We start from the raw sequence: 24,044 nt of genomic DNA, 5'->3' as shown, positions 1-24,044 counted from the left end.
ATGACAAGACCGCTAAGGGTACCGAAATCACCAATATTCGCTACAACGACGGTCAGCTTGAGTATCAGGCAAAGAATTCGCCTAAGTGGACTGCATTTGCTGAAGGCTCTCAGCTTGTATTCTACTATCTGATTCGCACTGAGTATTCTCAGATGGTTCAGATTGACGTGTCCGACTGGACTGTTAATGCTGAACCGAACTGGATACAGTATCCTGAACGCCGCAGCGTAACTTATCAGGTTATTATTAAGGATGGTCTCGATGCTGGTAAAGAGCTCCGCAGTGAGACGTTCTGGTACAATTCGGCCGTTAATGTTTCTGCGGTACGTGTTCGTCAGACGGAGACTGCGGATTACATGATTGATAGTGTAGTACTTGACCCGGAGGGTCTCGGAAAGCCTGAGAAGGTAAATGGTGAGTATCAGTTTAGCCTTGATCTTGCTAAGGTTACGAATGACGAGCGCAATGCTACCGTTAAGATTTATGTTTCCGCAACTTCTCATAATTTGACTTATGATGCGAACGGCGGTACGCTTGCTGACGGCAGCTACAGCAAGGATAAGGTTTACCCCAAGATGGAGCTGACGCTTCCGACTGATGCAGAAATTACTCGTGAAGGCTATAGGTTCGACGGTTGGTACGATGAAGCAAACAATAAGCCGTACCAGACTGGCGATCGGATGCCGAATGCAGACCTGACTCTGTACGCAAAGTGGACGCCGAAGTCCTACAAGGTAATCTACCAGAATGAAGATGAAACCACGTATGAAGAAGAGTCTCACGATGTTAATTCTGAGGTATCTGTAAAGAAAGACTATCCTGAAAAGGACGGCTTCACCTTTACTGGTTGGACGCTTGAGACGGAGGGTGTAAAGATTACTGACGGCAAGTTCACCATGCCTGCACATGATGTTATCTTTACTCCGAACTACGTGAAGAATCCGGATCCGGAGTATAAGTACACCATTAACCAGCATTTCTACGATGAAAATGGTGACGAGATTGCCGACATGGCTTTCTCGAAGAAGGGTACTGCTGTTAAGGGTACGTCGATTGCGTCTCTCTACGCGGACTATGCGAAGAACCAGCAGAACTACGTTTATGTTCCGTCTATGACCACGATTACCCCTGCTTCGCAGGACGGTAGGCTGGTAGAAGTTGTAACCATTAACCTCCACTACTACCTTGACGCCAAGGGCGACCGGGAGAAGCCGGAAGAGAAGGGTGACGGCATCCCGGACGCATGGGAATACCGTCTGACCTTCAAGGTTGTAAACGGCAACTGGAACAATGACACTAACGCTGGCGTTATCGTTTACGTTCCGTTCAATGACGCAAACGGCAACGCAATCGAAAAAGTCGTTATTCCGGACGGTATTCCGACTGCTGGCGAAAAGCCGGCTGCTGGTTACTGCGAAGGCAAATGGGATACGACCCCTGTTGTTGGTGCGACGGTTGCAAACGACACCGTATTCACCTACACCTACGCTACTGTACCGAAGTACGCGTACGCCATCGAGCACTACAAGTACAATCCGACGACTGAGAGATATGAAATTGTCGAAGCTGATACCGAAACCGGTACTGCAGCATTGAATGAGACCATTACTGCCAAGTCGAAGGGTTACACTGGTTATGTGCTGAATCTGCATGCAGATGGTTACCTTGCAAGCGGTACGGTGACTAAAAATGCAGATGGCACTGTTCCGAAGCTGACGCTCAAGCTGTTCTATGATCCTGACACCAAGGGCGATTCCAAGGATCCCGAAAACAAGGGTGACGGCATTCCCGATCGTTACCAGTACAAGGTAACCGAAAAGGTAGTAAACGGCAAGTGGGACAGCCACACGAAGGATAACAAGGACATTATCTTCTACGTTTCCACGATTAACATGGAAACTGGCAAAACGGTTCAGCCGAAGCTGGTTGAATCCAACATCGCACAGGCAGGCAATACCCCGGACGCTGACTATCGTGCTGGCAGCTGGAATGTTGAGCCGAAGGTTGACATGGAAATCAAGGCTGACACCGTCTTTACCTACACCTACGCAAGAAGATCTTCTTCCGGCGGCGGTGGCGGCGGCGGCCGCAAGCCCACCGTTACCATTCCGGATGATGTACCGACCGGTCTGAACGGCGATGACCACTATGCTTACATCGTAGGCTATCCGGACAGCACCGTTCGTCCTCAGAACGGCATTACCCGTGCTGAGGTAGCAACCATCTTCTTCCGTTTGCTCACCGATGAGACCCGCAATGCAAACTCCACCAAGTCCAACAGCTACTCCGATGTAGCAGCCGGCGCATGGTACAACCACGCTGTTTCTACGCTGAGCGCTATGGGCATCGTGAAGGGCGACAGCCAGGGCAAGTTCAATCCGAATGCGCCGATCACCCGTGCGGAGTTCGCTGCGATCGCAGCTCGTTTTGACGACAAGGCCAACACGACCGCTGTTGACTTCAGCGACATTGCATCCCACTGGGCAAAGAACGAAATCAGCGCCGCTGCCAACAACGGCTGGATCAACGGTTATACCGACGGCACCTTCCGTCCGAATAACAAGATCACCCGTGCTGAGGCGATGATGCTCGTAAACCGCGTCCTCAAGCGCCTTCCGGAGACTGCAAAGGATCTGCACAACGACATGATCAAGTGGAGCGACAACTCCGATACTTCCGCATGGTATTACCTGGCCGTACAGGAGGCTACGAACAGCCACTATTACGACATCAAGGGAAACAAGCACGAGAAGTGGAGCAAGCTGCGCGAAACTCGTGATTGGACCGAACTGGAAAAGTAAATACTTTCCTATAAGGGCGAACGAATCCCCCGGCCATTGGTCGGGGGATTTTATTGCGCTGATAGTTTTTTCTAAAGGAAACAAATTTCGGCAAATTTTTCTTGTTAAAATTATAACATATTGTCCTTGTGGTTTTTATATCATAGGTTCATAATAGGGATTGCCGAAAGGGAAAAAGAGGAATTCCAAAAGTAGGCTTTTCGGTGATTTTTATGCGAAAGTCATGCTTTCGCAGCCGGTATAGAGGAGGAGATAATATGATCAGCTTTATCGTATGCTTATTATTATTGATCACCGGCTATCTTACTTATGGTAAAATTGTGGACAAAACCTTTGGCCCGGATGACCGGGAAACGCCGGCAGTTCGCATTAACGATGGCGTTGACTACGTTGTCATGCCGCAGTGGAAGCTGTTTCTGGTACAGCTGCTGAACATCGCCGGCCTTGGCCCGATCTTCGGTGCCCTGCAGGGCGCCCTCTGGGGCCCGGTCGTATTCCTGTGGATCACATTCGGTACCATTTTTGCCGGCGGCGTACACGATTACTTCTCCGGCATGATCAGTGAGCGAAACGACGGTGCCTCCATCGCAGAGGTTACCGGCAAGTACCTCGGTCACACCATGCAGAATATCATGCGTGTGTTCTCAGTTGTACTGTTGATCATGGTCGGTACGGTATTTGCAGTCGGCCCGGCCGGTCTGATCGTTACGCTGTGCAAGAGCAACGGTGTGTCCGGTGTGCTTTCGACCACGCTGTTCTGGCTGATCCTCATCCTGGTTTACTATTTTATTGCAACTTTTATTTCGATCGATAAGATCATCGGTAAGGTATACCCGCTGTTCGGCATGTGCCTGATCATCATGGCGGTCGGTGTTATCATCGGTATCTTCACCAACCCGAATTACACCATTCCGGAGATTTGGTCTCACCTGTACAATATGCACCCGTCCGGCACGCCGATTTGGAGCTTTATGTTCATCACGGTTGCATGCGGTGCAATTTCCGGCTTCCATTCCACGCAGTCGCCGCTGATGGCGCGCTGCATGAAGAACGAGAAGCAGGGTCACTTCGTATTCTACGGCGCAATGGTAGCCGAAGGCATTATCGCACTGATCTGGGCGGCAGCCGGCTGTGCTCTGTATGAGGTCACCGGCGGTCTCAACACCGGTCTGGCGGAAGCGCTGGCAGGCGGTCAGTCCGCAGCGATCTATGATGTATGCTCCAAGACTATGGGCGGCGTTGGTATTGCTCTGGCCATGATCGGCGTTGTTATCTGCCCGATCACTTCCGGTGATACCGCATTCCGTTCCGCTCGTCTGACGCTGTCCGACTGGTTCCACATGGATCAGAGTTCGTACGCAAACCGCCTGAAGCTGTGCATCCCGGTACTCGGTATCGGCGCTATCCTCGGCATCGGCAATGCAACCGGTCTGATCGACTACACGGTTATCTGGCGTTACTTCAGCTGGACCAACCAGACGCTCGCTATGATCGTTCTGTGGGCAGCAGCTATGTACCTGTTTACCGAAAAGAAGAACTTCTGGATTGCAGCTGTTCCGGCTACGTTCATGAGTGCAGTTTCCTGCACCTACTTCATCCTCGCACCGGAGTGCCTCGGCAGCCTGTTGAACAGCAAGACAGCGGACGGCACGGTAATTTACAATACCGCAGTGGCGTACCCGATCGGTATTGTATTCGCGGCACTGCTGCTCGCACTGTTCATCCGTGCGACCAAGAAGCGCGGCGCAAAGAAATCTGCTTGAATATAATAGCATTGCTGCAGCCGGCCGTTCCTTTGTGCGGTCGGCTGCGGCCATCCATAACGATAATTGCGGGGTGACGGAAAATGTTGAAACCTTATCCGCTCAGCGCGGGACGTATTGATGACGCGTCGCTTGCCGAGGATAAAAAAACCTGTCGGAAAATCGGTCCGTGCGGCATCGGCAGGCATGCCCTCTATTTGAACAGCTTTTTTATTGACCGGCGGTATTATGTTCCGTTTTCCATGGTAACGCGTGTGTACAAGCGCGTTGCGATGAGCAAGGGCGGCTTTTCCGGCAAGGGCATTTTCGCCACGCTGTCCTATCTGGTCGTGGAGTTCGACGGCGGACAGAAGGTGTGCAATTTCAAGTACGAGCAGCAGGTCGATGATTTCCTGAGCGTTATCCGAGCTGAGCACCCGTCTATTCCGTGTGTCAGCGCGGCGGCCGAGCGGCGCATTACCGAGGAGAAGACCCGCCGGGAGGAAGAGGAGCGCAATCGTCCGCCGATGAGCGCACAGGCGGAGGAAACCGTGCAGGCACTCAATAACGCAATCGACTATCTGGAGCGCCGTCCTGAGCTGACCGAACGACTGAGCGCAGCCGCAAAACGCCGCCGGAACTTTCAGTGCACGAACGGCAGCTACCGCTGGGCCGCTATGGCGATCACACTGCTTGGATTTGCGGCGCTGGCTTACGGTATCGTTTCCTTCGTGCGTCACGGCTCGTTTTCGATTTATTTTACGCTGTTCGGCCTTGCCGCGATATTTACGTTTGCAGGCTTCAGCGTCCTGCCGACAGCACGCAACAACCGTACCTCCATCATGCAAAATGATGCACAGGCACAGGAGAAAATGCAGGCTTACCTTGCGGACTATCTGAATTTCCCGCTGCCGGCCCGCTATGCACATCCGGTTGTGCTGCGCCGCATGCAGCGTGCCGTCATGGATGGCCGCGCAGTGACCGCTGCGCAGGCGCTCGACGTTGTGAAGGTTGACCTGAAGGCGCTGAATGCGGATGTCACCGTCTCGCAGGAGGAATACGATGAGGTTGTCGCCATCAAGTCCATGTTCCTCAATGCGGAGTATCAGTAACAATCAGATGATACAACTATCCCTCCCGGTTACTGCCCGGGAGGGATAGTTCGATTTGGGCGGTTCTGCTTTCATGATAAGAGCTTATTCTGTAAGCGAAAAGGACATTCCCGAGGGGTGGGAATGTCCTGCGAAAAAGAGTATCGATATGATCTGATTTACGAGCACAGTCCGCATTTTGCACATGCAGACGGTGTGGCAGCGCAGCCGCCGAGGGCTGTCTCGCGCAGCTCGATGGGGATGCGGCGGCCGACCGCATACATGGTATCGAGCATTTCATCGAACGGGATAAACTGGTGAATGCCCGCGAGCGAGAGCTCAGCGGCAACGAGTGCGTTGGCTACACCTGCCGCGTTGCGGTTCTGGCACGGATACTCGACCAGTCCGCCGACCGGGTCGCAGACCAGACCGAGCATGTTCATCAGCACGGTGGAGGCCGCGTCAAGGCACTGTTCAGGCTTGCCGCCCATGAGCTCGACAGCTGCGCTGGCCGCCATTGCGGAAGCGATGCCGACCTCAGCCTGACAGCCGCCGACCGCGCCTGCAACGGTTGCGTTGCGCATGGCGAGGTAGCCGATCGCACCGGCGTTGAACAGGGCGTCAATCAGCCGTTCGTCCGAGATGTTGTAGCGGTCCTGCAGGGCAAACAGCATACCCGGCAGAACACCGGCGCTGCCTGCGGTCGGTGCTGCGACAATCAGACCCATAGAAGCATTTACCTCAAGTACTGCCATCGCGTACTGCGCCGCTTTGTGCAGCACATCCCCGCAGATGGAGCGGCCTTTGGCCGCGTGCTGCGCCAGTTTTTTTGCTTCGCCGCCAATCAGGCCGCCCATGGACTTGACCGGCGTTTTGAGCGGTGTCAGCGCGGATGAGCGCATGATTTCAAGCGCCCTCTTCATACGGTGCGTGACCTCATCACGCGTGGTTTCGCCCAGCTGGCACTCGCGGCGGCGCATGATCTCGGAGATGGGGAGCTGCTGCTGCGTGCAGAGTGCAAGCAGCTCGGATGCGTTTTTGAAATCCATAATCTGCTCTCCTCCTTACGGTTCGATGATCATGACGTCGTGGACGTTGGGATTGTTTTTGAGCGGTTCCTCAATGCCCTCGGGGAAATGACCGTCCGACTCGACGATGGTGTAGGCGGTGTTGCCCTTGGACTCGCGGAACAGGCGCATGAATGCAATGTTTACACCCTTGTCGCTGAGCACCTTGGTGATGTGCGCCACGACGCCCGGCTTGTCCTGCTGAACGACGATGACCGTGCTGTATTCACCGGTAAAGTCAACCTCAACGCCGTTAATGCGCGCGATGCGGCACTTGCCGCCGCCGAGCGACTCACCGCGGATGGTCATTACCTGACCAGCGGCATTCTCCATGCGGATGTCCACGGTGTTCGGATGAACATCGGTCTCGGTCTCACACGGCGTGAATGAGTAGGACAGACCGCGCTCGGTCGCAATCGAAAACGAATTGCGGATGCGGGTGTCATCGGTCGAAAAGCCCATGATGCCGCCGAGCAGTGCGCGGTCAGTGCCGTGGCCGTGGTAGGTCTTGGCGAACGAGCCGTACAGGGTGAAATCCACCTTTTTAAGCGGCGGCGCGATCATCTTATGCGCCAGATACGCGATAACGGCGGCACCGGCGGTATGCGAGCTGGAGGGGCCGATCATATTCGGTCCCAGCACATCAAAAACACTGATAAAGGACATAGGGGATTCTCCTTACTGAGCGGAGGATTTGCAGATAAACCGGCGGTAGATGGTCTCTACGATCACACCGATCGCGTTGTCGCCGGAAACATTGCAGGCGGTGCCGAACGAGTCCTGCGTGATGTACAGTGCAACCATGATGGCGCAGATCGGGCCGCTCGGGTCGCCGGCCTCGGTGCCGAAGATCATGTACAGGAAAGGCAGGGCGGTCATAATGGAGCCGCCCGGCGCACCGGGAGACGCCACCATGGCAATGCCGAGCGTCATGATGAACGGGATAACGGTGCCGATGGAGATGGGCAGCTGGTTCATCAGGCAGACTGCGGTAGCGCAGGCGGTAATGGTGATCATCGAGCCTGCCATGTGGATGTTCGCGCACAGCGGAACCGTAAAGTTGCGGATTTCCGAGGAAACGCCGTCTGCCTCAGCGCACTGCAGGTTGACCGGAATGGTAGCCGCAGAGGACTGGGTGCCCAGTGCGGTTGCGTAGCCCGGAATCTGGTTGCGGATGAGCGTGAACGGGTTCTTGTGGCTGACCAGACCTGCAATTACGAACTGGATGCAGATGCAGATCAGGTGCATGATGATAACAACGATGAATACCTTCCACAGAATACCGAGGATAGCAAAGGTCTTGCCGGACTTGGTCATATCGGTGAACGTGCCGCAGATGTAAAGCGGCAGCAGCGGAATGATGACCTTGTGCAGTACGCAGTCAATGATGCCGGAGAAGTCGGAAACGCCGTTGTACAGCGTGTCACCGATGGTCTTGCCGCGCAGGCTGGACATGCACAGACCGAGCACAAACGCCGTAACAACAGCGGACAGCGTGTTCATCAGCGCCGGGATTTCCAGGCTGAAGTACGGCTCCAGCGAGTTGCCTGCGGTTGCGGCGATCTTGTCGAGCGCATCTGCACTCATGAAGTGCGGGAACAGGGTGTCGGCTACAAAGAACGAAGCCGAGCCTGCGATCAGGGTCGAGCAGTAGGCGATGGCAACCGTGATGAGCAGCAGCTTGCCCGCGCCGCTCTTGAGGTTAGCAATGCCCATGGTAACATACGCGAGGATCATCAGCGGGATGATAAACGACAGGAACTGGCTGAAGAACGACGAGAGCGTTACCACAAAGCGGCAGAAGCCTTCCGGCAGGAACTGGCCGAACAGGATGCCGACAATAATGGCGATGATGAGCTTGGGCAGTAATCCGAGTTTGAATTTTTTCTTTTCTTCCATTTCTTTTTCCTCCTTTTTGGCGGGCAGCACCAAACAATTTGAACTGCGGCACTTTGCGGAAAGCGCACTTGTTCGGTTATGCGGTGTCACCCTTTGCGGCGCAGACCGTTTGTTTGCCCCTCTGTGGTCTGCTGCCGTGGAAGTCTGCCGAGATTTTTGCCTCCGGACACAAAAAGAACCGCCTATTTTAGGCGAAATGCAGTAAAATAGGACGCGGTTTTTGTGTAAAAAGGATAAATAAAAAATCTGTGGTAAACCTCCAATTTCTTTCTTGACCTCTTTGCAGATTTAGTATATTCTGTTTAATGGGTTAAGTCAAATTCATATATTTTATCATTTCGATTCAAAATATTGATAATATAGGGGAGAGAGGGAAATCCATGGAGCTTCGGCAGCTTGCAACCTTTATTCGAGTAGCACAGTTTAAGAGTTTTTCACGCGCAGCAGAGAGCCTCGGCTACTCACAGTCGGCGGTAACGGTGCAGATACGCCAGCTGGAGGAGGAACTGGACACGCGTCTGTTCGACCGCATGGGAAAGCGTATCGCGCTGACCGACACAGGCGAGCGTTTTCTCAGCCACGCGTGCGATGTGATGAATCAGGTCAATCAGGCGCGTATGTCGGTCACATCCACGGCAGAGCTGCGCGGTTCGCTGCATATCGGCACGATTGAGTCGCTTGCATGTCTTAAGCTGCCGACGGTGCTGCATCTGTACCGTAAATTCAACCCGAAAGTGTCTATCCGTATCACGGTCGGTGAGCCGGAAGAATTGATTGAGCATATGGAACGCGGCGAGCTGGACATGATCTATGTGCTTGATGAGCCGCTGTACAGCAACAACTGGAACAAGCTGATGGAGCAGCGCGAGGAGATCGTATTTGTGGCGTCTGCATCGCTGCGCGAGAAGCTGGGCGGAAAAGAACTGACGATTGAGGAACTGCTTACGCAGCCGTTTTTCCTCACCGAGCAGGATAACTATCGCCGTGTACTCAACCGCCGTCTTGCCGCGCGGCGGACCATCCTTACACCGTCGCTCGAGTGCGGCGATACCTCGCTGCTCATTCGCATGCTCGAGATTGACCGCGGTGTATCCTTTCTGCCGTGGTACGCGGTCGAGAACAGCGTAAAAGAGGGAAGGCTGATCCGTTTATCGGTCGAGGACTGCTATATTTCGCTCTACCGCCAGATTTTCAGCCACAAGGAAAAATGGCGCACACGCGAAATGGATGAATTTGTCCGCGTGGCAAAGCTGGCGGACGAGGAAGAATAAGGGCATATAACAACATCCCACTTGCTGAAGCACAGCAAGCGGGATGCTTTTTTATTCCATGACCGCCTGCACTACCCAGCGGGTTGCGTGCCCGTTGCCGGTGCAGGTGGAAAGTGTGAGGATATGGTCGTTTACGGTCGGTACTGCGCCGGTACGGATCACCGACAGGGAAACGCCTTCGTCAATGAAGGTTTTTTTGATCGTTTCGTCGGAAAACGCACTGTAATACGCGGTTCCGTCAAGCGATGCCTCATAGGCCGCGTAGATTCTGTACGCATGGGTTCCGCTTGCATTGGTCACATATACCTGCGGATGTGCCTGCAGGAAATCTTGCTTTTTGTAGTGCTTCAGCGCGGCAAACATCGAGCCGTTGTTCATCCGGTGACCGTACACGATGGTGTTAAAGCCGCTGAAATCGGCAGAGCAGCGGCAGTCCATGAAAATCGCGCCGACTGCGCTGCTGTTTTGGTTCCAGGTGTGTGTCAGATAATAGTCGTTGTCCGTGCCCTGCACCAGCGGATAGGAAATCTCGGTGCCCGGAATGGCAATCCAGCCGATGACATCACTGTTGACCTGCTGCAGAGCAGGCAGGTCCATCTGCTCCAGCGCCTGCGCATACGGGTCGGCAGACGGAGCGGGTTCGGGTTCGGTCTGCGTTTCCTGCTGCGGCTGTTCGGTTGGCTGCTGAACGGTTTCCGTTTCCAGCACTTCGGGTATCGCGGCAATCTCGGAAGCCTCGGCGTAGGCTTCATCACCTGCACGGTAGCTCGCCATCTGGCGCACCAGCATGAATGCGCTGACGGCAAACACCGCTGTCAGAAAAAACAGTATCATAGTCTGTATTTTGGGCTTCATGTGCTCACCTCGTTTTTTGCATAATATTATAGTATATCTGATTTAAGTTGTAAAATTGGATATATTTTATTGATTAACAGAAAAAATTATATCTGTCAGACGCATCGATACTGGATATTTCGTGCAGATTTTGATTGTTTTTACACGCCTGACCGCGCGTTTCAGCACATTGTACAATCGCATATCAATAATTTCTACGTTTTGTCGATATAGTATTGAAGGCTTTCTGCCAAAATGTATCCTTTTTTCGTACCCTCTGTATGGTAAGCTATACCATACAGAGAGAACACCTCGCCTGTCGCGGATACGGACCACCGGCGAGGAGGATATATTTCCTGATTTCATGATAAAGGACTGAGTAGTATGAGCAAAAAGTTTACAAGGCTGATGGCCATTCTGCTGTCGCTTAATCTGACGTTCAGTACGGGTACTTTTGCCGCATTTGCGGCTGAAGCGGAAGACGGCAGCACCGACACCGGTTACTCCGAGAGCGGCGATCCCGCAGCATCCGCTCCGGAAGCGGAGAACGGCGGTACAGAAAGCACACCGGACACGAGCAGCCCCGCTCCGACAGAGGGCACCGGCGAGAACGCCGAGCCGTCTGCACCGAGCGAGCCGTCTGCACCGGGCGAGTCTGCATCGCCGAGTACATCTGCATCGCCGACCGAGGCGGCACCGTCCGTACCGGCACCGTCCGCACCGGCTGAGAAAGCGCCTGCGGCTGAGATTCCGGCAGAGGAGAAGCCTGCTGAAGAAAAGCTGGTTGCGACCTATGCAGTCACCGCGTTTACGCAGGACAGCATCCGGTATGATGTTTCCTCGGGCGATGCCGTTGTTACCGGCTGCGCAGACAGCGTGACCAAGCTGGTTATTCCGGAAACCGTAACCTATGACGATAAGGAATACAAGGTTGTCGGCATTCAGGATCATGCGTTTGACTGGGCAAATCACCGCAGTCTCGCACTGGAAACCGTTGATCTGGGCGGTCTGCCGCTGGAAATCGGCGAGTATGCCTTCCGCGGTCAGAAGTCGCTGACGACTGTTGTCGGCATGGATAATATTACCGCAATCGGCAACTATATGTTCACGGCATGCTCGGCGCTGACTTCGGTCGCTGATCTGTCCAAAGTTACTTCTGTCGGTATTCAGGCATTTATGAACTGTTCTTCGCTGACTACGCTGGAAGGCCTGAATTTCTCCGCACTGACGAGCATTAGACAGGAAGCCTTCAATAATATGAAGTCCTTCTCGCTGGAGCTGGGGGAGCATACCTTTGATGCGCTCGAGTCTCTGGGTGTCCGCGCATTCGCTAACATGACGGATATTACTGGTAAGGTTGTTCTGCCGGAACGCATTACCGAAATTCCGGAAGGTGCATTTTTGAACACCGGAATTACCGGCGTTGACTGGTCTCATATCACGGCCATCGGCACGAGTGCGTTCAGCAACTGTAAGGGTCTGACCGAGCTGCATTTGCCGGATTCTGTTACGTCGATTGGAGAACGCGCATTCGATGGCAGCGGTCTGACCGGAGAATTACAGCTTCCGAATTCGGTCACTTCGATTGGAAATTATGCGTTTAGGGATGTCAAGATTGAGGGCAATCTGGTTCTGCCGAATGCGCTGACTTTTCTGGGTATCTATGCATTTCGCGGCACGGCCATCAGCAGTGTTACGTTCCCAAGCACGCTGAAAAATATTGGCAACTACGCATTTTACAGTTGCTCGAATCTTTCCGGCACGCTGATCATCCCCGAAGGGGTTGTTTCCATCGGTACGGCAGCGTTTACGGGAACCGGTATCGAAAAACTGGAGCTTGCCGATAGCGTACAGACCATCTCGGCCGGTGCATTCAGCACCTGCACCAAGCTGAATTCTGTGCAGATTGGCGAACAGGGCAAGGGCAAAAGCCAGCTGCAGACCATCGACAGAAAGGCATTTAACAACGATACCAATATCACCTACTTCTATATTGAAGCATGCTCGGCAGATGTTGCGATTGACTCGAATCCGCTGACGATTCCTGCCGGTGTTGCTGTAAAGTTTGCGGTCACTGTCGATGGCGCAAATATCCGCGAAGGCGAAGAAAGCACGCTGCAGCAGGCCGTTGACGCGGCAGAGGGAAACACCACCATTACCGCAAACAAGAGCTTCATTGTAGACAGCACGGTTACGATTCCGTCCGGCAAGACCATCACGCTGACCGATGAAGGCAAGGGCCTTTCGGTTGTGTTCAAGAACGGCTTCGCCGGTCCGGCTTTCCGCGTGGAGCAAGGCGCGGCGCTGATTCTGGACGGCAGCTTCAATTTCTCATGCTTCCGCATCGCTAACGGCTCGTTTGCCGAGGTAAACGGCGCAATGACGCTGAACGGCGGCACGATCACCCGTATGAGCCTGAGCGGCTCGAACATGGGTGCGATTACGGTGGACGGCGGCTCCTTCACCATGGGGAACGGCGAGCTCAGCAGCATTTCCGCTTCGTCCGCAAACTGCGGCGCGGTTTATGTGAAGAACGGCGGCAAATTTGCCATGAACGGCGGCAAAATCACCGGATGTATGTTCAAGAACCAGTATTCCGGCGCGGTTGCCCTCGCAGACAGCACCATGACGATGACCGAGGGCACGATTTCGGGCAATACCGCATCGGAGTATAACGCGGCAGGCGGTGTACTCGTAAACGGCACTTCGTCTCTTGCCATGAGCGGCGGCACGATTGCAGACAACACGGCAAAGCGCGGCGGCGGTGTATGCGTGCGTGAGAACGGCAAGTTCACCATGTCCGGCGGTACGATTTCCGGCAACAGCACGGCAGTCGATTCCGCTACAATTCAGCAGCCGAATGCAGGCGGCGGCGGTGTCTTCGTAGAGGACAACGCATCGTTTGAAATGACAAACGGCACGATTACCGGCAACAAGACCAACGGCATGGGCGGCGGCGTTGCAACGGCCGTTCTGAGCGAGAATGACACGGTTGGCGGCGGCTGGTTCCACATGACCGACGGCACGATTTCGGACAATACGGCATCCTGCGGCGGCGGTGTATACAGCTGGTCCGGCAGAAACCGCGTTGTACTCGAAGGCGGCAATATCGTGAACAATACGGCGTATCGACAGGGCGGCGGCGTTTACGTCAGCCATGCACCGTGGTCGATCACGATTAAGAATGCGCTGATTACCGCAAACAAGGCAGCCATTCAGGGCGGCGGCATTTGGTCCTGCCCGGTGGGCACGGTAAGCCTTGGCACGGATGCAGCTGTATTCGGCAATACGGCAGGCAAATCTGCTGATGATGCGGCATTCCTGCTTAAGTGGGACAAGACGTTTTCCACCAGCTTCAGCGGCAAGATGTACGGCGGCGGACTGGTAACCTGGTACCGCGATACCTCAATCGCCGCGGGTGATCCAAACTACGGCGCTTTCGGAGGCGACCGCTATGATGCAGCGAACCCGGGTGCCCCGGTTAAGCCGGCTTCCGGTGCGACCAATGGCTACGGTCTCAAGGCTGTTGTTTCCGCAGAGAGCAAGGCACTGGCTGAAACCGCACCGCTCAAGATTATGGGCAATACCGCAGAACGCGGCGGTGGTGTCGGCACAAACGGCGAAGTGATCATTCCGGGTGAGGACACCTTGGAAAATCCGGTTTCCCTCACCGTACACAAGGTTTGGAGCGGCGCAAGCGCGTATCCGACCGCTGTTACCGTAAACCTTATCCGCATTGCGAAGGACGGCACGCGAACCGCAATCGGTACGGTGCTTCTGAGCGAAAGATCCACCGACAAGGACGGCAAGACCTGGTCGTACACCTTTGCAAATCTGGACGGCGCTTACACCTATACCGTCGAAGAGGAGGCCGTTGACGGCTTTAATACCTCGATTTCCGGCAGCATGGCAGATGGCTTTACCATCACCAACAGCAAGAGATCCGGCGGCGGCGGTGGCGGCGGCGGTCACCACAAGCCGGACCCGAAACCGACTCCCGATCCCGATCCGAAGCCTCCGGTTGACATTCCGGATCAGCCTACACCGCTTGATCCGCTGAAGCCGACGGAGAACATCCCGGACGGCAAGGTTCCGACGACCAAGCCGGAAACACAGACCAAGACGCCGGATAAAACGAAGACAGTGAACATTCCCGACAGCAAGACTCCGACGTCCAGCGTTCCGAAAACCGGCGATATCGGCGGTCTGTGGGCGGCTCTGTGCGGTCTGTCCGCAATGGGACTGGCGTACTTCGGTATCCGCAGAAAGCATGATTAAAAGCAAAAACAGATAGCAAACACCCTCTATATCATCCGATATAGAGGGTGTTTTTTCGCTCAAACAATGTGCAAAAGCTGAATCAGCAGCAGCCATGCCAGACCGTAATAGGTTACAACGGCAACCAGATCGTTGATTGTCGTAATCAGCGGACCGGACGCAACCGCCAGGTCTATCTTGATTTTATGGAACAGGATCGGCACGAGCGTACCGACCAGACTGGAAATCACGATCGCCACAAGCAGTGATATGCCGACGCAGCCGGAGATCAGGAACGCATGTCCGACGGCATAACCCTTGAACAGCGCTATGTATGCACCGAGAAAGACAAGTGCCATAATGCCGAGCAGCGCGCCGTTGCAGGTGCCGACCTTCATTTCCTTGAAGGTGAGGTGCAGCTTGTCCTTAGCACTCAGTTTTTCATCCATCAGCACACGAATCGTAACCGCCAGCGACTGCGTACCGACGTTGCCGGCCATATCGAGAATCAGCGACTGGAAGCAGATAACGACCGGCAGCACGGCTACAACGCCTTCAAATGCACCGACAACGGTCGAAACGCCCATGCCGAGGAACAGCAGGATGATCAGCCACGGCAGGCGCTTTTTCATGCTTTCCCTGGTGGTTTCGTTGAGATCCTCCTCGGCGGACAGACCGGCGAGCTTTGCATAGTCCTCGCCGAGCTCGTCATCCACGGCCTCGACAACGTCCTGTGCGGTGATGATACCGATGATCTTTCTATCCTTATTCAGCACCGGCAGGGAGTCTTCGGCATAATCTTTGATCTTCTCGATGCTCTCTGAGATTTTCTCGTGGTCGAGCAGATACGGATACGCGTAGCTGATGATGGAATCCAGCGGAACATTCTCTCGGGCAACGATAAGATCCTTCAGATCGATTGCACCGCAGAAGCGGTTTTTATCATCGACCACATAAATCGTTCCGATGTTGTCATTTTCACCGGCCTGCTTTACCAGCTCGTGCATGGCCTGCCGAATAGTCAGGTTCTGCTTGATGCAGATGTAGTTGGTCGTGATCAGGCTGCCGACTTCGCTGTCGTCATAGGAATTGATAAGCAGGATGGCTGACTTGGTTTCGTCATCGATCATCGGGCGCAGCTTTACTTTTACGCTTTCGTCGATGTTCTCCCACAGATCGACCGCGTCGTCCGCGTCCATTTCGTTCAGAATTTCGGCCAGCTTATCAATGCCGATTTCATCAATGTATTCTGCCGGATCATCCAGATAGGAGATGATCTCCGCCAGCCATTCCGCATCAAGTGCGCTGTACAGCAGATTGCGTTCCGCGCGGTTTAGGAATTGCAGACTTTGTGCGATATCGTTGTCGTGATAATCCTGCAGCTGTTCCCGCATCTCATTGATCGAAGGGGAGGTGCGGATGATCTCAACGATTTTTTCGGCAAAAGATGTTTTTTTCCATGTTGCTTTTTTCATAATCAGCCTCCTTCTGTGCCCGGAAAAGGGCACAAAAAATCCACCGTAACAGATACAGTGACACAAACATCAGTTGTGGACTTGTTCATCACGATGGAGCAAGGCTCAGCGCTTATTTCAAAAGAGGATGCTTACGGACACTCGAAACAGCAGTATAGTCTGTATCCATCGTCATATGTACATTTCGTCTGTCACAACTGTCCATAGGGCTTGCCTCCTTTTTATTTTTTCGCAATGATTATAGCACTTTTTGTGTGGAATATGCAAGGCATTTTTCGCAGTTTTAACAATATGGATGAAATTTGAGGATAGTATCGCGCACGGGGAGACAAAAGGCTGACGATACAGGAATGGGATTGTCTTGGTGTACGAATGATTTTGGAAGATTACCCAAACCGATCTCACTGAAACGCTTCGGTGGGTAGAGCAGACGCCTTGCCGTCGAGTGCCGGCTCACTGAGCAGGATACCAACGATGTCATCTCGGATACGGCGATAGCCTTTGTCCGGATGCTGCATAGGTAGCTGTTCCACCTTCTCTGCAATCTGCAGGTTCTCCTTGTCACGTCTGCTGTACTTGCCAGACGCTCCTTTCTTTCTATTTCCTTCAATTTTTTGCAGGTAGTTTTCCATTTCTGCCATGCTCGCGGAACGAGAGTGGTACGGTATAAGCCCCCTGGGAAACTGCAGACTGCGTATTTCTGCGCGGAATAACAAAGCAAACGAGACTGGCGAAAAGCAATCCCGTGTCGATTAACGGCAGGGTTTTCGTATATTAAGGTGGCATATTGAAAGCCGGTGTGATATAGTTAGGATGAACTAACTGACGATTGACACTGGAATCCCGCAAAAGCAAAGAGATGAAGAAATTATGCAAAGCAAACAGCAAAAGCAAATTAAGGAGTTTCTGGTACAGACCTTCGGCGGGAGCAGGGGCGGCTTGCTGTTTTCACGGCAGGAAAAAACGTTGGATATGTTAATCAAAATCGCAGCAAGCAGGTCCAAAAGCCAGATGAAAGCACTGGTGCAGACCATTCTGCCGCGCATTGCGCTGTACAAGGTGCTGCAGGCAGAGCTGCCTGCAGAGGAAACCTTTGCGCATATGCGGACGTACATGATGGACTGGGTGGCGGCAGAAAAGCACGCTTTCACGGCGAAAATGGAGCTTGTGCCGGGATTTTATCGGATTTACAGCTATTGTTTTCTCAAAGTCATGCGCACCTCCGACTTGTGGGAGAGTACACAGGAACACGACAAAACGCACTTTTCCGCGTCGATTACCAAGTGTCTCTGGCACACGGCGTGCCAGGAAAACGGCTGTCCGGAGCTGTGTCCGCTGTTTTGCGACGTGGATGACGTGACCTACGGCGGACTGCGCAAGCTCGGCTTTTCGCGCACAAAAACGCTGGGCTGCGGCGGTGACTGCTGCGATTTTCGGTTTTTCAAAAGGTAGGCGAGCAGACGGAGAAGCGGACTTCGGCAGGATTTTCGGTGCAGCGGCGGAATCCGTACGGTCAGCTCCATCGCATACGCAATGCGGTTGCAGATGGTTTGGGGTTGGATTCCTCTTCCGTACCTTGCTATTTCCCCGGTTAAATGATACAATCAAACCACAAGGTTTCATTCCATCAAACGGATTCCGAAGGGGAGCCATCCCTTATCACATAAAGGAGCATCAGTGCATGAACCCAGTTTTTGTTATCGGACATCGCAATCCGGATACGGATTCCATTTGCTCTGCAATCTGCTATGCGCACCTCAAGCGCAGACTGACCGGCGGAGAATACATAGCCTGCCGCGCGGGTCACGTTAATGCGGAGACCAAATTTGTGCTCGAGCGCTTCGGCGTGGAGCCGCCGCGCTACATCAAGTCGTTTGAGCCGCGCCTGAGCGATGTGCAGTACCGCGAGGTGTCGGGCATCAGCGAGGAGCTGTCGCTGCGCCGTGCATGGGATTACATGAACGAAAATGACATTCAGACGCTGGCCGTTGTCGATGAGGATCGCCATCTGAAGGGTCTGCTGACGCTGGGCGACATCGCGCGCTTCTACATCGAGGATCAGGACGCCAATGCGCTGGCGGAGGCCAAGACCAGCTATCGCAATCTGGTCGATGTGCTTGACGGCACGCTCGAGGTTGGCGACATTGACCAGCGGTTTGAGCAGGGCAGTGTGGTCGTTGCGGCGGCTAATCCGGACGTGCTCGAGGACTACATCGGCAAAAATGATATGGTCATTCTCGGCAACCGTTACGAAAGCCAGCTGTGCGCCATTGAGATGAGCGCGGGCTGCATGGTCATCGGTCTCGGCTCCAAGGTTTCGCGCACCATCCGAAAGCTGGCCTCGGAAAACGGCGTTTCCATCATCGCCACCCCGTATGATACCTATACCTGTGTCAAGGTTATCGGTCAGGCGGTTCCGGTGCGGCATGTGATGCGGAAAAAGAGACTTATCACCTTCGAGCCGGAGGAAACGGTTGAGGATGTAAAGCGCACGGTTTCCAAGAAGCGTATCCGCTATTACCCGTTGATGGATGAACAGGGACGATATGTCGGTATGTTCTCACAGCGCAACCTGTTGGATCTGGAGCGTCCGTCGGTCATTCTGGTTGATCACAACGAGCGCGATCAGGCCGCCGAAGGCATTCGTTCGACCAATATTGTTGAAATCATCGACCACCACCGCATTGACTCGGTGGAAACCAGCGGACCGATCTACTTCCGCAATCAGCCGCTCGGCTGCACCGCGACCATCATCACGCAGATGTACCATGAGCACAACGTGGAGATCGAGCCGAAAATCGCGGGTCTGCTGTGCTCGGCAATCCTGTCGGACACGCTGATGTTCCGCTCGCCGACGTGTACGCCGCTTGACCGCATGGCTGCAGAAGAGTTGGCGAAAATCGCCGGTCTGGACATCAAGCAGTATGCAACAGAAATGTTCCGTTCCAGCTCGCGTCTGCTCGATCGCTCGATGGATGAGCTGTTCCACATGGATTTCAAGTATTTTCAGGTGCAGAATCAGAAGATTGCGATTTCGCAGGTGACGAGTGTCAGTGAGAACGAGCTGTCCGGCATCCGTGATAAAATGCTCGAGTACATGGAAAGCTGCCTGGCATCGAGCGGTCTGTCCATGCTGTTCGCTATGCTGACCAACATTATCGAGGAAAAGACAGAGCTGCTCTACGTCGGCAAGGGCGCGCAGCAGCTGGTTCGTGCGGCCTTCAAGACCGACTGCGGCGAGCATTCGGTCGTCCTGCCCGGCGTCGTCAGCCGCAAGAAGCAGATGGTAGCGCCGCTTGTCGGAGCGATGGAGCACGATGAGGAAATAGAGTAAGATTTGCAGAGTAAAAGCGGAAGAAACCTTGGTTTCTTCCGCTTTTTGTATTTAATTCAGCTTTTTCAGCTGCTCAGAGATGGTTCGTTTCATCGTCTCGGCATCAAGCGGCTTAGACAGATGCGCGTTCATGCCTGCGGCGAGACACTTCTCGCGGTCCTCCTTGAAGACGTTGGCTGTCATGGCGATAATCGGAATGGTTTTCGCGTCCGGCCGGTCGAGTGCCCGGATAGCTTTTGCAGCCTCCAGACCGTCCATCTCGGGCATCATCACGTCCATGAGAATGGCATCAAAGCTGCCCGGCTCGGAATCCCGGAAGGCTGCAAGCGCCTGCCTGCCGTTCTGCACCGGCACGGTCTGCACACCGCTGTCGTGCAGCAGGAAGATTGCAATCTCCATGTTGAGCTCATTATCCTCGGCAACGATCAGCCGCGCGCCGGAAATATCTGACGGTGTCTGCGGCGAAGCTGCTGCTGCGGTCGCGTCACAATCGAGTTCAAAAGGCAGTACGACGGTAAACCGGCTGCCTTCACCGAGTTTGCTTTCCACCGAAATGGTGCCGCCCATTTGCTCGATGAGCTGATGCACGATAGACATGCCGAGTCCGGTACCCATATAGCTTGAGCGGGGGGACTCGTCCGCCTGCTCAAACGGATTGAACAGATGGTTTTTGATGAAATCCTCGGACATGCCCAGACCGGTGTCCTCGATGATGAATTGACAGGTGATCTTCGCATCCGTCCGTTCGAGCATGTGCATCTGCATATGCTCGAACGGACGGGCTTGTTGTATTTCACGCAGTTGGTGAACAGATTCATCAGGATTTTTTTCAGATGCAGCGCACTGCTGCGGACGTAAATACCGGAAAAATCGTCATGCTCACCGATGACGGTAAGACCGGCGGCTTCCGCCTGAAACAGCACCGAATTGGTAATGCTGCCGCAGACTTCATCCAGATTCATGGATTCGCTCCGCAGAACAACGGTGCCGTTTTCCAGCTGAGCCATATCCAGAACATCGTTCACCAGAGACAGAAGCAGCTGAGAGGACAGCTCGATTTTATGCAGACAATCGCGTATGCGCGCGTGGTCGTCCTTATTTTTGCGAATGATAGTCAGCATGCCGATGATGCCGTTGATGGGTGTGCGGATATCGTGCGACATGTTGTTCAGGAACGTTGTTTTGGCGGCATTGGCAGCCTTGGCCTGCGTGAGCGCCTCCTGCAGCTCTGTCTGGCTCTGCTGCAGCTTGAGGTTCAGCTCCTGCGCCTGTTTGGCGGACTGCCGGGCCTTGCGGAACAGACCGAACAGCAGCAGAGAGAGCAGGATGAACACAGCAGAGGCAGTGGTCAGATTGTCCTTGACAAAGTCCGCAGCGGTGACCTTTTCGGGCGCACTGTCGTACATGGCAAGTGCACCGGTCAGCAGGGAAGAAGGCATGGTTTTGAGCGTTTTGTTCAGGATGGACAGCAAAGCCGTATCGCCCTGCCGTACGGCGAACGAGGTCTTGCTCGGCTGTGTGAGGAACACGCGGTACAGCGTTTTGTCCTTCATATAGCGCGGCAGCTGACCGGCACGCATTACATAGCAGTCCGCACTGCCGGTACGCATGGCTTTGATCGCGTCATTCGCTGAAGGGTATTCGAGGATCGTCCACTTGGGATAATTATAGGAAAGGTACTGCTTGAGCGAAAAATCGTTCTTGGGGATGGCAGCGGTGTTTGGCTCAAGCTCATTAAAATAGTTCTTCGTGGTAAGCGCCGCCTGACTGAAGCTCAAGACGGTGTTCGACAGTGCAAGACCGTTCTCTTCGGCGGCACGCGGGTTTTGGCTGGTGTGAAAAATCAGGTCGATCTCACCGTTCTGCAGTGCCTGCAGCTGCTCAAGCTGCGTGTCAAAGCCGTGCAGGTCGAAATGCAAGGCGTTATCCCCCAGACAATTCGTCGCATATACGACATAATCCGTGAGAACACCGGTAACATCACCGGTTCGGATATCAAAGGTGCTGATGCCGGTGTCATGATTCAGAAAACCGATGCGGATGGCGCCATGCTGCCGGAGCCAGTCCTGCTCCTCGGTTGAGAGGAGCTCGACCGACTGGGCAGACAGATAGCGCTGATACAGATCATCCTGATAGAACGGCTTGTCGTGTGCAATACGGCGCATGGTATTATCGAGCGCTTCCTTGAGGTCGGGACGGCTTTTGCTGATCACGAAGTAAACATCCGAGCTGCCGAACGAGGTGATCGCGGACAGGCCGTATTCCTGCCACTGGGGACTCTCGACCGAGATAAAACCGTCGATTTCGCGGCGGGCGATCTTGGCGGCTGCGTCCTCGTCGCTGGTGATGGTCACATGCTCGGTGTGCAGACCGTGGCGCGTCTCCCATTCGCAGAACTGCGTGGTCGCGATACTTTCGGACAGCATGCCGATGCGCTTGCCGTTCAGGGTGGTCAAATCGGATACGGAAATGTTGGCAGCGGCGAGATTTGCATACAGGTAATATTTTTCCTCGCCCATCGGCAGATCGGAAAACAGCATGGTCTGGGCACGGCCCTCGGCGTAGGATACGCCGGCCATCAGGTCGATTTCGCCCTTTTGCAGCATGTTCAGTGAATCCGGCCAGTTTGCTTCGATGTAATCATAGGTCCAGCCGGTATATGCGGCGACGGACTGCTGATATTCGTAGCCATAGCCACTGCGTTCGCCGTTTTCGCAGGTGATGTTGTAGGCGGAATCCGGATACCATGCAACTCGCACGACAGAGGAATCCTGCACAGCGGCGGCTGTGTCCTGCAGCAGCGGCATAAGCAGGCAGAGGCACAGCAGCAGACAGCCGTACCGTTTCAGTCTGGTTGTAATTTTGTTCATATACTCCTCCGTAAGCCGGAATGCGTCCGGCATTTCTCTGTAAAAGAAAAAAGATGCACTGCTGCATCGGTAATGCATCTGTGCATCTCAAACGAGGCAGCTGGCTGCCATTTTACAGGCCCTGTGAAGTCGGTTTCGCAGTCATTGCGAAAGCGGCTTCTTAGCTTTGCGCCGCAGGCGTTCGCCTGGTTTGCTGAATATTTATTCGGTTATTATATTCTATTATAGGTGAAGAACGACAGGGTTGCAAGAGAAAGACGCAAAATCGACCGCGATTTCAATAGAATGCGGTATTAAAAATTGTTTGATTGATATACAGAACAGAGGGAACCAAATCGCACGGCATCTCGTCTAATCAAGTAACAAGAGAAAATACAGCGGCCGTGCGCCGCACCGCTCAAGAAACGAGGTGTCTGTTATGAAAAAACGATTGTTCCCCCTGTTCCTTGCACTTTTGCTGCTGCTTTCCGCCTGCGGAGCAAGCGTCGGCAATTCGGCATCGGCGGCAGCCGGTGACAGCGGCAGTATGCCGGGTGACATGAACGGCTGGACCGAGGAAGCGTCGGCAGATACCGCTGAGAGCGGTGCGGACTTTTCTGCGGTGAGAAAGAATGCCAAGCTGATTTTGAACGCTAATCTGACGCTCGAAACGCAGGATTTCGACAAAGCCTCTGCAGATATTGAGAAAATGGCAGCGGATGCAGGCGGCTATCTTGAATCGAGCAGTCTTTCTGGCGATGCGGGCAGCCGGCATGCAAGCTATGTCCTGCGCATTCCGCAGGAGAAGTTTGAGGCGTTTTACGAGCAGCTCGGCAGCAGCGTGCATGTGGTGTACAGCTCGCGTTCGAGCGAGGACGTGACCGAGCAGTATACCGATATCGAAACCCGTCTGGCAACGCTGACCACCAAGCACGAGCGGCTGCTGGCGCTGCTCGATCAGGCGGATAAGATGGAGGATATCATCTCGCTCGAGAACGCGCTGGCCGACTGTGAATACGAGATCGACTCGCTGACCGGCTCTAAGCGCCATTACGATGATCTGGTCGGATTTTCGACCTTCTATGTGGATCTGGAAGAGGTGCAGACGCTGACCGCAACGCCAGAAGGCAGCGGCTTCGGCGCACAGCTCACGCAGGCGGCTAAGACCGGAACACGCGGTCTGGTTGACGCGGTTCGAGCGCTCATCGTCGGTGCGGTGATGTTCTGGCCGGTGATCCTGCTGGCTGCTGCCGGAGGCGGCACTGTTGCGGTCCTGCGCCGTCGGCGCAGGAAGGCACGTGAAGCCGAGCAGACGGAGATTCCGACAGAAAAAGAAGAACGGTAATACAGGTGCAAAAGGAGCGCAGATGTTTGCAATCTGCGCTCCTTTTGTCTTTCCTTGTGTAATCATATTATACCGCATA

15 protein-coding genes and 1 pseudogene are annotated in these 24,044 nt (G+C 54.1%); 8 read left to right on the top strand and 8 right to left on the bottom strand.

From position 1 onward, the window contains the following. Nucleotides 1-152 precede the first annotated feature (152 nt). From DW806_RS04085 to DW806_RS04075, 3 genes are all read left to right on the top strand, one after another. Nucleotides 153-2,801, top strand: a complete 2,649-nt coding sequence (locus DW806_RS04085) for an S-layer homology domain-containing protein (RefSeq protein WP_118729188.1) — start codon at nucleotides 153-155, stop codon at nucleotides 2,799-2,801. 257 nt (nucleotides 2,802-3,058) lie between these two features. Continuing rightward, entirely contained in the window at nucleotides 3,059-4,564 is a 1,506-nt protein-coding gene (locus DW806_RS04080; protein WP_118729187.1) for a carbon starvation CstA family protein, read from the top strand. Nucleotides 4,565-4,647: 83 nt separating this feature from the next. Further along, nucleotides 4,648-5,655, top strand: coding sequence for an ATPase P (locus DW806_RS04075; RefSeq protein ID WP_118729186.1), 1,008 nt, complete (start codon nucleotides 4,648-4,650; stop codon nucleotides 5,653-5,655). Nucleotides 5,656-5,813: 158 nt separating this feature from the next. Here the strand turns inward: DW806_RS04075 and sdaAA are convergent, their stop codons facing one another. The 3 genes from sdaAA to DW806_RS04060 are packed head-to-tail and all read right to left on the bottom strand — an operon-like array spanning nucleotide 5,814 to nucleotide 8,600. Then, the gene (gene sdaAA, locus DW806_RS04070; protein ID WP_117492018.1) at nucleotides 5,814-6,683 is read right to left on the bottom strand and encodes an L-serine ammonia-lyase, iron-sulfur-dependent, subunit alpha; all 870 of its coding nucleotides are present in this window, start codon (nucleotides 6,681-6,683) and stop codon (nucleotides 5,814-5,816) included. Nucleotides 6,684-6,698: 15 nt separating this feature from the next. After that, on the bottom strand, nucleotides 6,699-7,367 hold the full coding sequence (gene sdaAB / locus DW806_RS04065) for an L-serine ammonia-lyase, iron-sulfur-dependent subunit beta (RefSeq protein WP_110435608.1): 669 nt from the start codon (nucleotides 7,365-7,367) through the stop codon (nucleotides 6,699-6,701). A 12-nt stretch (nucleotides 7,368-7,379) separates the two neighbouring features. Then, on the bottom strand, nucleotides 7,380-8,600 hold the full coding sequence (locus tag DW806_RS04060) for a dicarboxylate/amino acid:cation symporter (protein WP_118479883.1): 1,221 nt from the start codon (nucleotides 8,598-8,600) through the stop codon (nucleotides 7,380-7,382). A gap of 380 nt (nucleotides 8,601-8,980) precedes the next feature. On the opposite strand from DW806_RS04060, the gene DW806_RS04055 reads away from it, so the two are divergent. Next, nucleotides 8,981-9,871, top strand: a complete 891-nt coding sequence (locus DW806_RS04055) for a LysR family transcriptional regulator (protein WP_118729185.1) — start codon at nucleotides 8,981-8,983, stop codon at nucleotides 9,869-9,871. A 51-nt stretch (nucleotides 9,872-9,922) separates the two neighbouring features. Here DW806_RS04055 and srtB read toward each other — a convergent pair whose 3' ends face one another. Further along, entirely contained in the window at nucleotides 9,923-10,726 is an 804-nt protein-coding gene (srtB, locus tag DW806_RS04050) for a class B sortase (protein WP_118729184.1), read from the bottom strand. 363 nt (nucleotides 10,727-11,089) lie between these two features. Between srtB and DW806_RS04045 the strand changes: the two genes are divergently transcribed. Next, nucleotides 11,090-14,983 (top strand): leucine-rich repeat protein, encoded by a 3,894-nt coding sequence (locus tag DW806_RS04045; protein ID WP_118729183.1) that lies wholly within the window; start codon nucleotides 11,090-11,092, stop codon nucleotides 14,981-14,983. Nucleotides 14,984-15,042: 59 nt separating this feature from the next. On the opposite strand, the gene mgtE is transcribed toward DW806_RS04045, so the two are convergent. Further along, entirely contained in the window at nucleotides 15,043-16,437 is a 1,395-nt protein-coding gene (mgtE, locus tag DW806_RS04040; protein ID WP_118729182.1) for a magnesium transporter, read from the bottom strand. Nucleotides 16,438-16,838: 401 nt separating this feature from the next. Continuing rightward, nucleotides 16,839-17,069 carry a hypothetical protein gene (locus DW806_RS04035; RefSeq protein WP_147359198.1) on the bottom strand — a complete coding sequence of 77 codons (231 nt, stop codon included), beginning with the start codon at nucleotides 17,067-17,069 and terminating at the stop codon, nucleotides 16,839-16,841. Nucleotides 17,070-17,409: 340 nt separating this feature from the next. Here DW806_RS04035 and DW806_RS04030 point away from each other — a divergent pair, with 340 nt between their 5' ends. Next, nucleotides 17,410-17,889 (top strand): L-2-amino-thiazoline-4-carboxylic acid hydrolase, encoded by a 480-nt coding sequence (locus DW806_RS04030; RefSeq protein ID WP_158578283.1) that lies wholly within the window; start codon nucleotides 17,410-17,412, stop codon nucleotides 17,887-17,889. A 229-nt stretch (nucleotides 17,890-18,118) separates the two neighbouring features. Further along, the gene (locus tag DW806_RS04025) at nucleotides 18,119-19,771 is read left to right on the top strand and encodes a putative manganese-dependent inorganic diphosphatase (RefSeq protein WP_118729179.1); all 1,653 of its coding nucleotides are present in this window, start codon (nucleotides 18,119-18,121) and stop codon (nucleotides 19,769-19,771) included. Nucleotides 19,772-19,822: 51 nt separating this feature from the next. Here DW806_RS04025 and DW806_RS16020 read toward each other — a convergent pair whose 3' ends face one another. Next, complete coding sequence (locus DW806_RS16020) at nucleotides 19,823-20,461, bottom strand: ATP-binding response regulator (protein WP_158578282.1); 639 nt, start codon at nucleotides 20,459-20,461, stop codon at nucleotides 19,823-19,825. A gap of 308 nt (nucleotides 20,462-20,769) precedes the next feature. After that, a pseudogene (locus tag DW806_RS15645) lies at nucleotides 20,770-22,578 on the bottom strand (transporter substrate-binding domain-containing protein); the annotation flags it as partial. A 481-nt stretch (nucleotides 22,579-23,059) separates the two neighbouring features. Between DW806_RS15645 and DW806_RS04010 the strand changes: the two are divergent. After that, nucleotides 23,060-23,965: a DUF4349 domain-containing protein gene (locus DW806_RS04010; RefSeq protein WP_118729176.1), complete on the top strand. Its 906-nt coding sequence runs from the start codon at nucleotides 23,060-23,062 to the stop codon at nucleotides 23,963-23,965. The last annotated feature ends 79 nt before the right edge of the window (nucleotides 23,966-24,044 follow it).

The organism is Butyricicoccus sp. AM32-19 (genome assembly GCF_003480365.1).
Classification (GTDB): Bacteria; Bacillota; Clostridia; order Oscillospirales; family Butyricicoccaceae; genus Agathobaculum; species Agathobaculum butyriciproducens.
The sequence above is the reverse complement of the archived record's forward strand: the minus strand, read 5'-3'. Positions and strand labels throughout refer to the sequence as shown.

What these genes read in the sequence shown, in the direction of transcription:
- DW806_RS16020 (WP_158578282.1), bottom strand. Translation starts at nt 20,461, where the DNA reads ATGTCCGAGGATTTCATCAAAAACCATCTGTTCAATCCGTTTGAGCAG.
- DW806_RS04045 (WP_118729183.1), top strand. Translation starts at nt 11,090, where the DNA reads ATGAGCAAAAAGTTTACAAGGCTGATGGCCATTCTGCTGTCGCTTAAT.
- sdaAA (WP_117492018.1), bottom strand. Translation starts at nt 6,683, where the DNA reads ATGGATTTCAAAAACGCATCCGAGCTGCTTGCACTCTGCACGCAGCAG.
- DW806_RS04055 (WP_118729185.1), top strand. Translation starts at nt 8,981, where the DNA reads ATGGAGCTTCGGCAGCTTGCAACCTTTATTCGAGTAGCACAGTTTAAG.
- DW806_RS04035 (WP_147359198.1), bottom strand. Translation starts at nt 17,069, where the DNA reads ATGGAAAACTACCTGCAAAAAATTGAAGGAAATAGAAAGAAAGGAGCG.
- DW806_RS04030 (WP_158578283.1), top strand. Translation starts at nt 17,410, where the DNA reads ATGTTAATCAAAATCGCAGCAAGCAGGTCCAAAAGCCAGATGAAAGCA.
- srtB (WP_118729184.1), bottom strand. Translation starts at nt 10,726, where the DNA reads ATGAAGCCCAAAATACAGACTATGATACTGTTTTTTCTGACAGCGGTG.
- DW806_RS04060 (WP_118479883.1), bottom strand. Translation starts at nt 8,600, where the DNA reads ATGGAAGAAAAGAAAAAATTCAAACTCGGATTACTGCCCAAGCTCATC.
- DW806_RS04025 (WP_118729179.1), top strand. Translation starts at nt 18,119, where the DNA reads ATGAACCCAGTTTTTGTTATCGGACATCGCAATCCGGATACGGATTCC.
- DW806_RS04075 (WP_118729186.1), top strand. Translation starts at nt 4,648, where the DNA reads ATGTTGAAACCTTATCCGCTCAGCGCGGGACGTATTGATGACGCGTCG.
- DW806_RS04085 (WP_118729188.1), top strand. Translation starts at nt 153, where the DNA reads ATGGTTCAGATTGACGTGTCCGACTGGACTGTTAATGCTGAACCGAAC.
- sdaAB (WP_110435608.1), bottom strand. Translation starts at nt 7,367, where the DNA reads ATGTCCTTTATCAGTGTTTTTGATGTGCTGGGACCGAATATGATCGGC.
- DW806_RS04010 (WP_118729176.1), top strand. Translation starts at nt 23,060, where the DNA reads ATGAAAAAACGATTGTTCCCCCTGTTCCTTGCACTTTTGCTGCTGCTT.
- mgtE (WP_118729182.1), bottom strand. Translation starts at nt 16,437, where the DNA reads ATGAAAAAAGCAACATGGAAAAAAACATCTTTTGCCGAAAAAATCGTT.
- DW806_RS04080 (WP_118729187.1), top strand. Translation starts at nt 3,059, where the DNA reads ATGATCAGCTTTATCGTATGCTTATTATTATTGATCACCGGCTATCTT.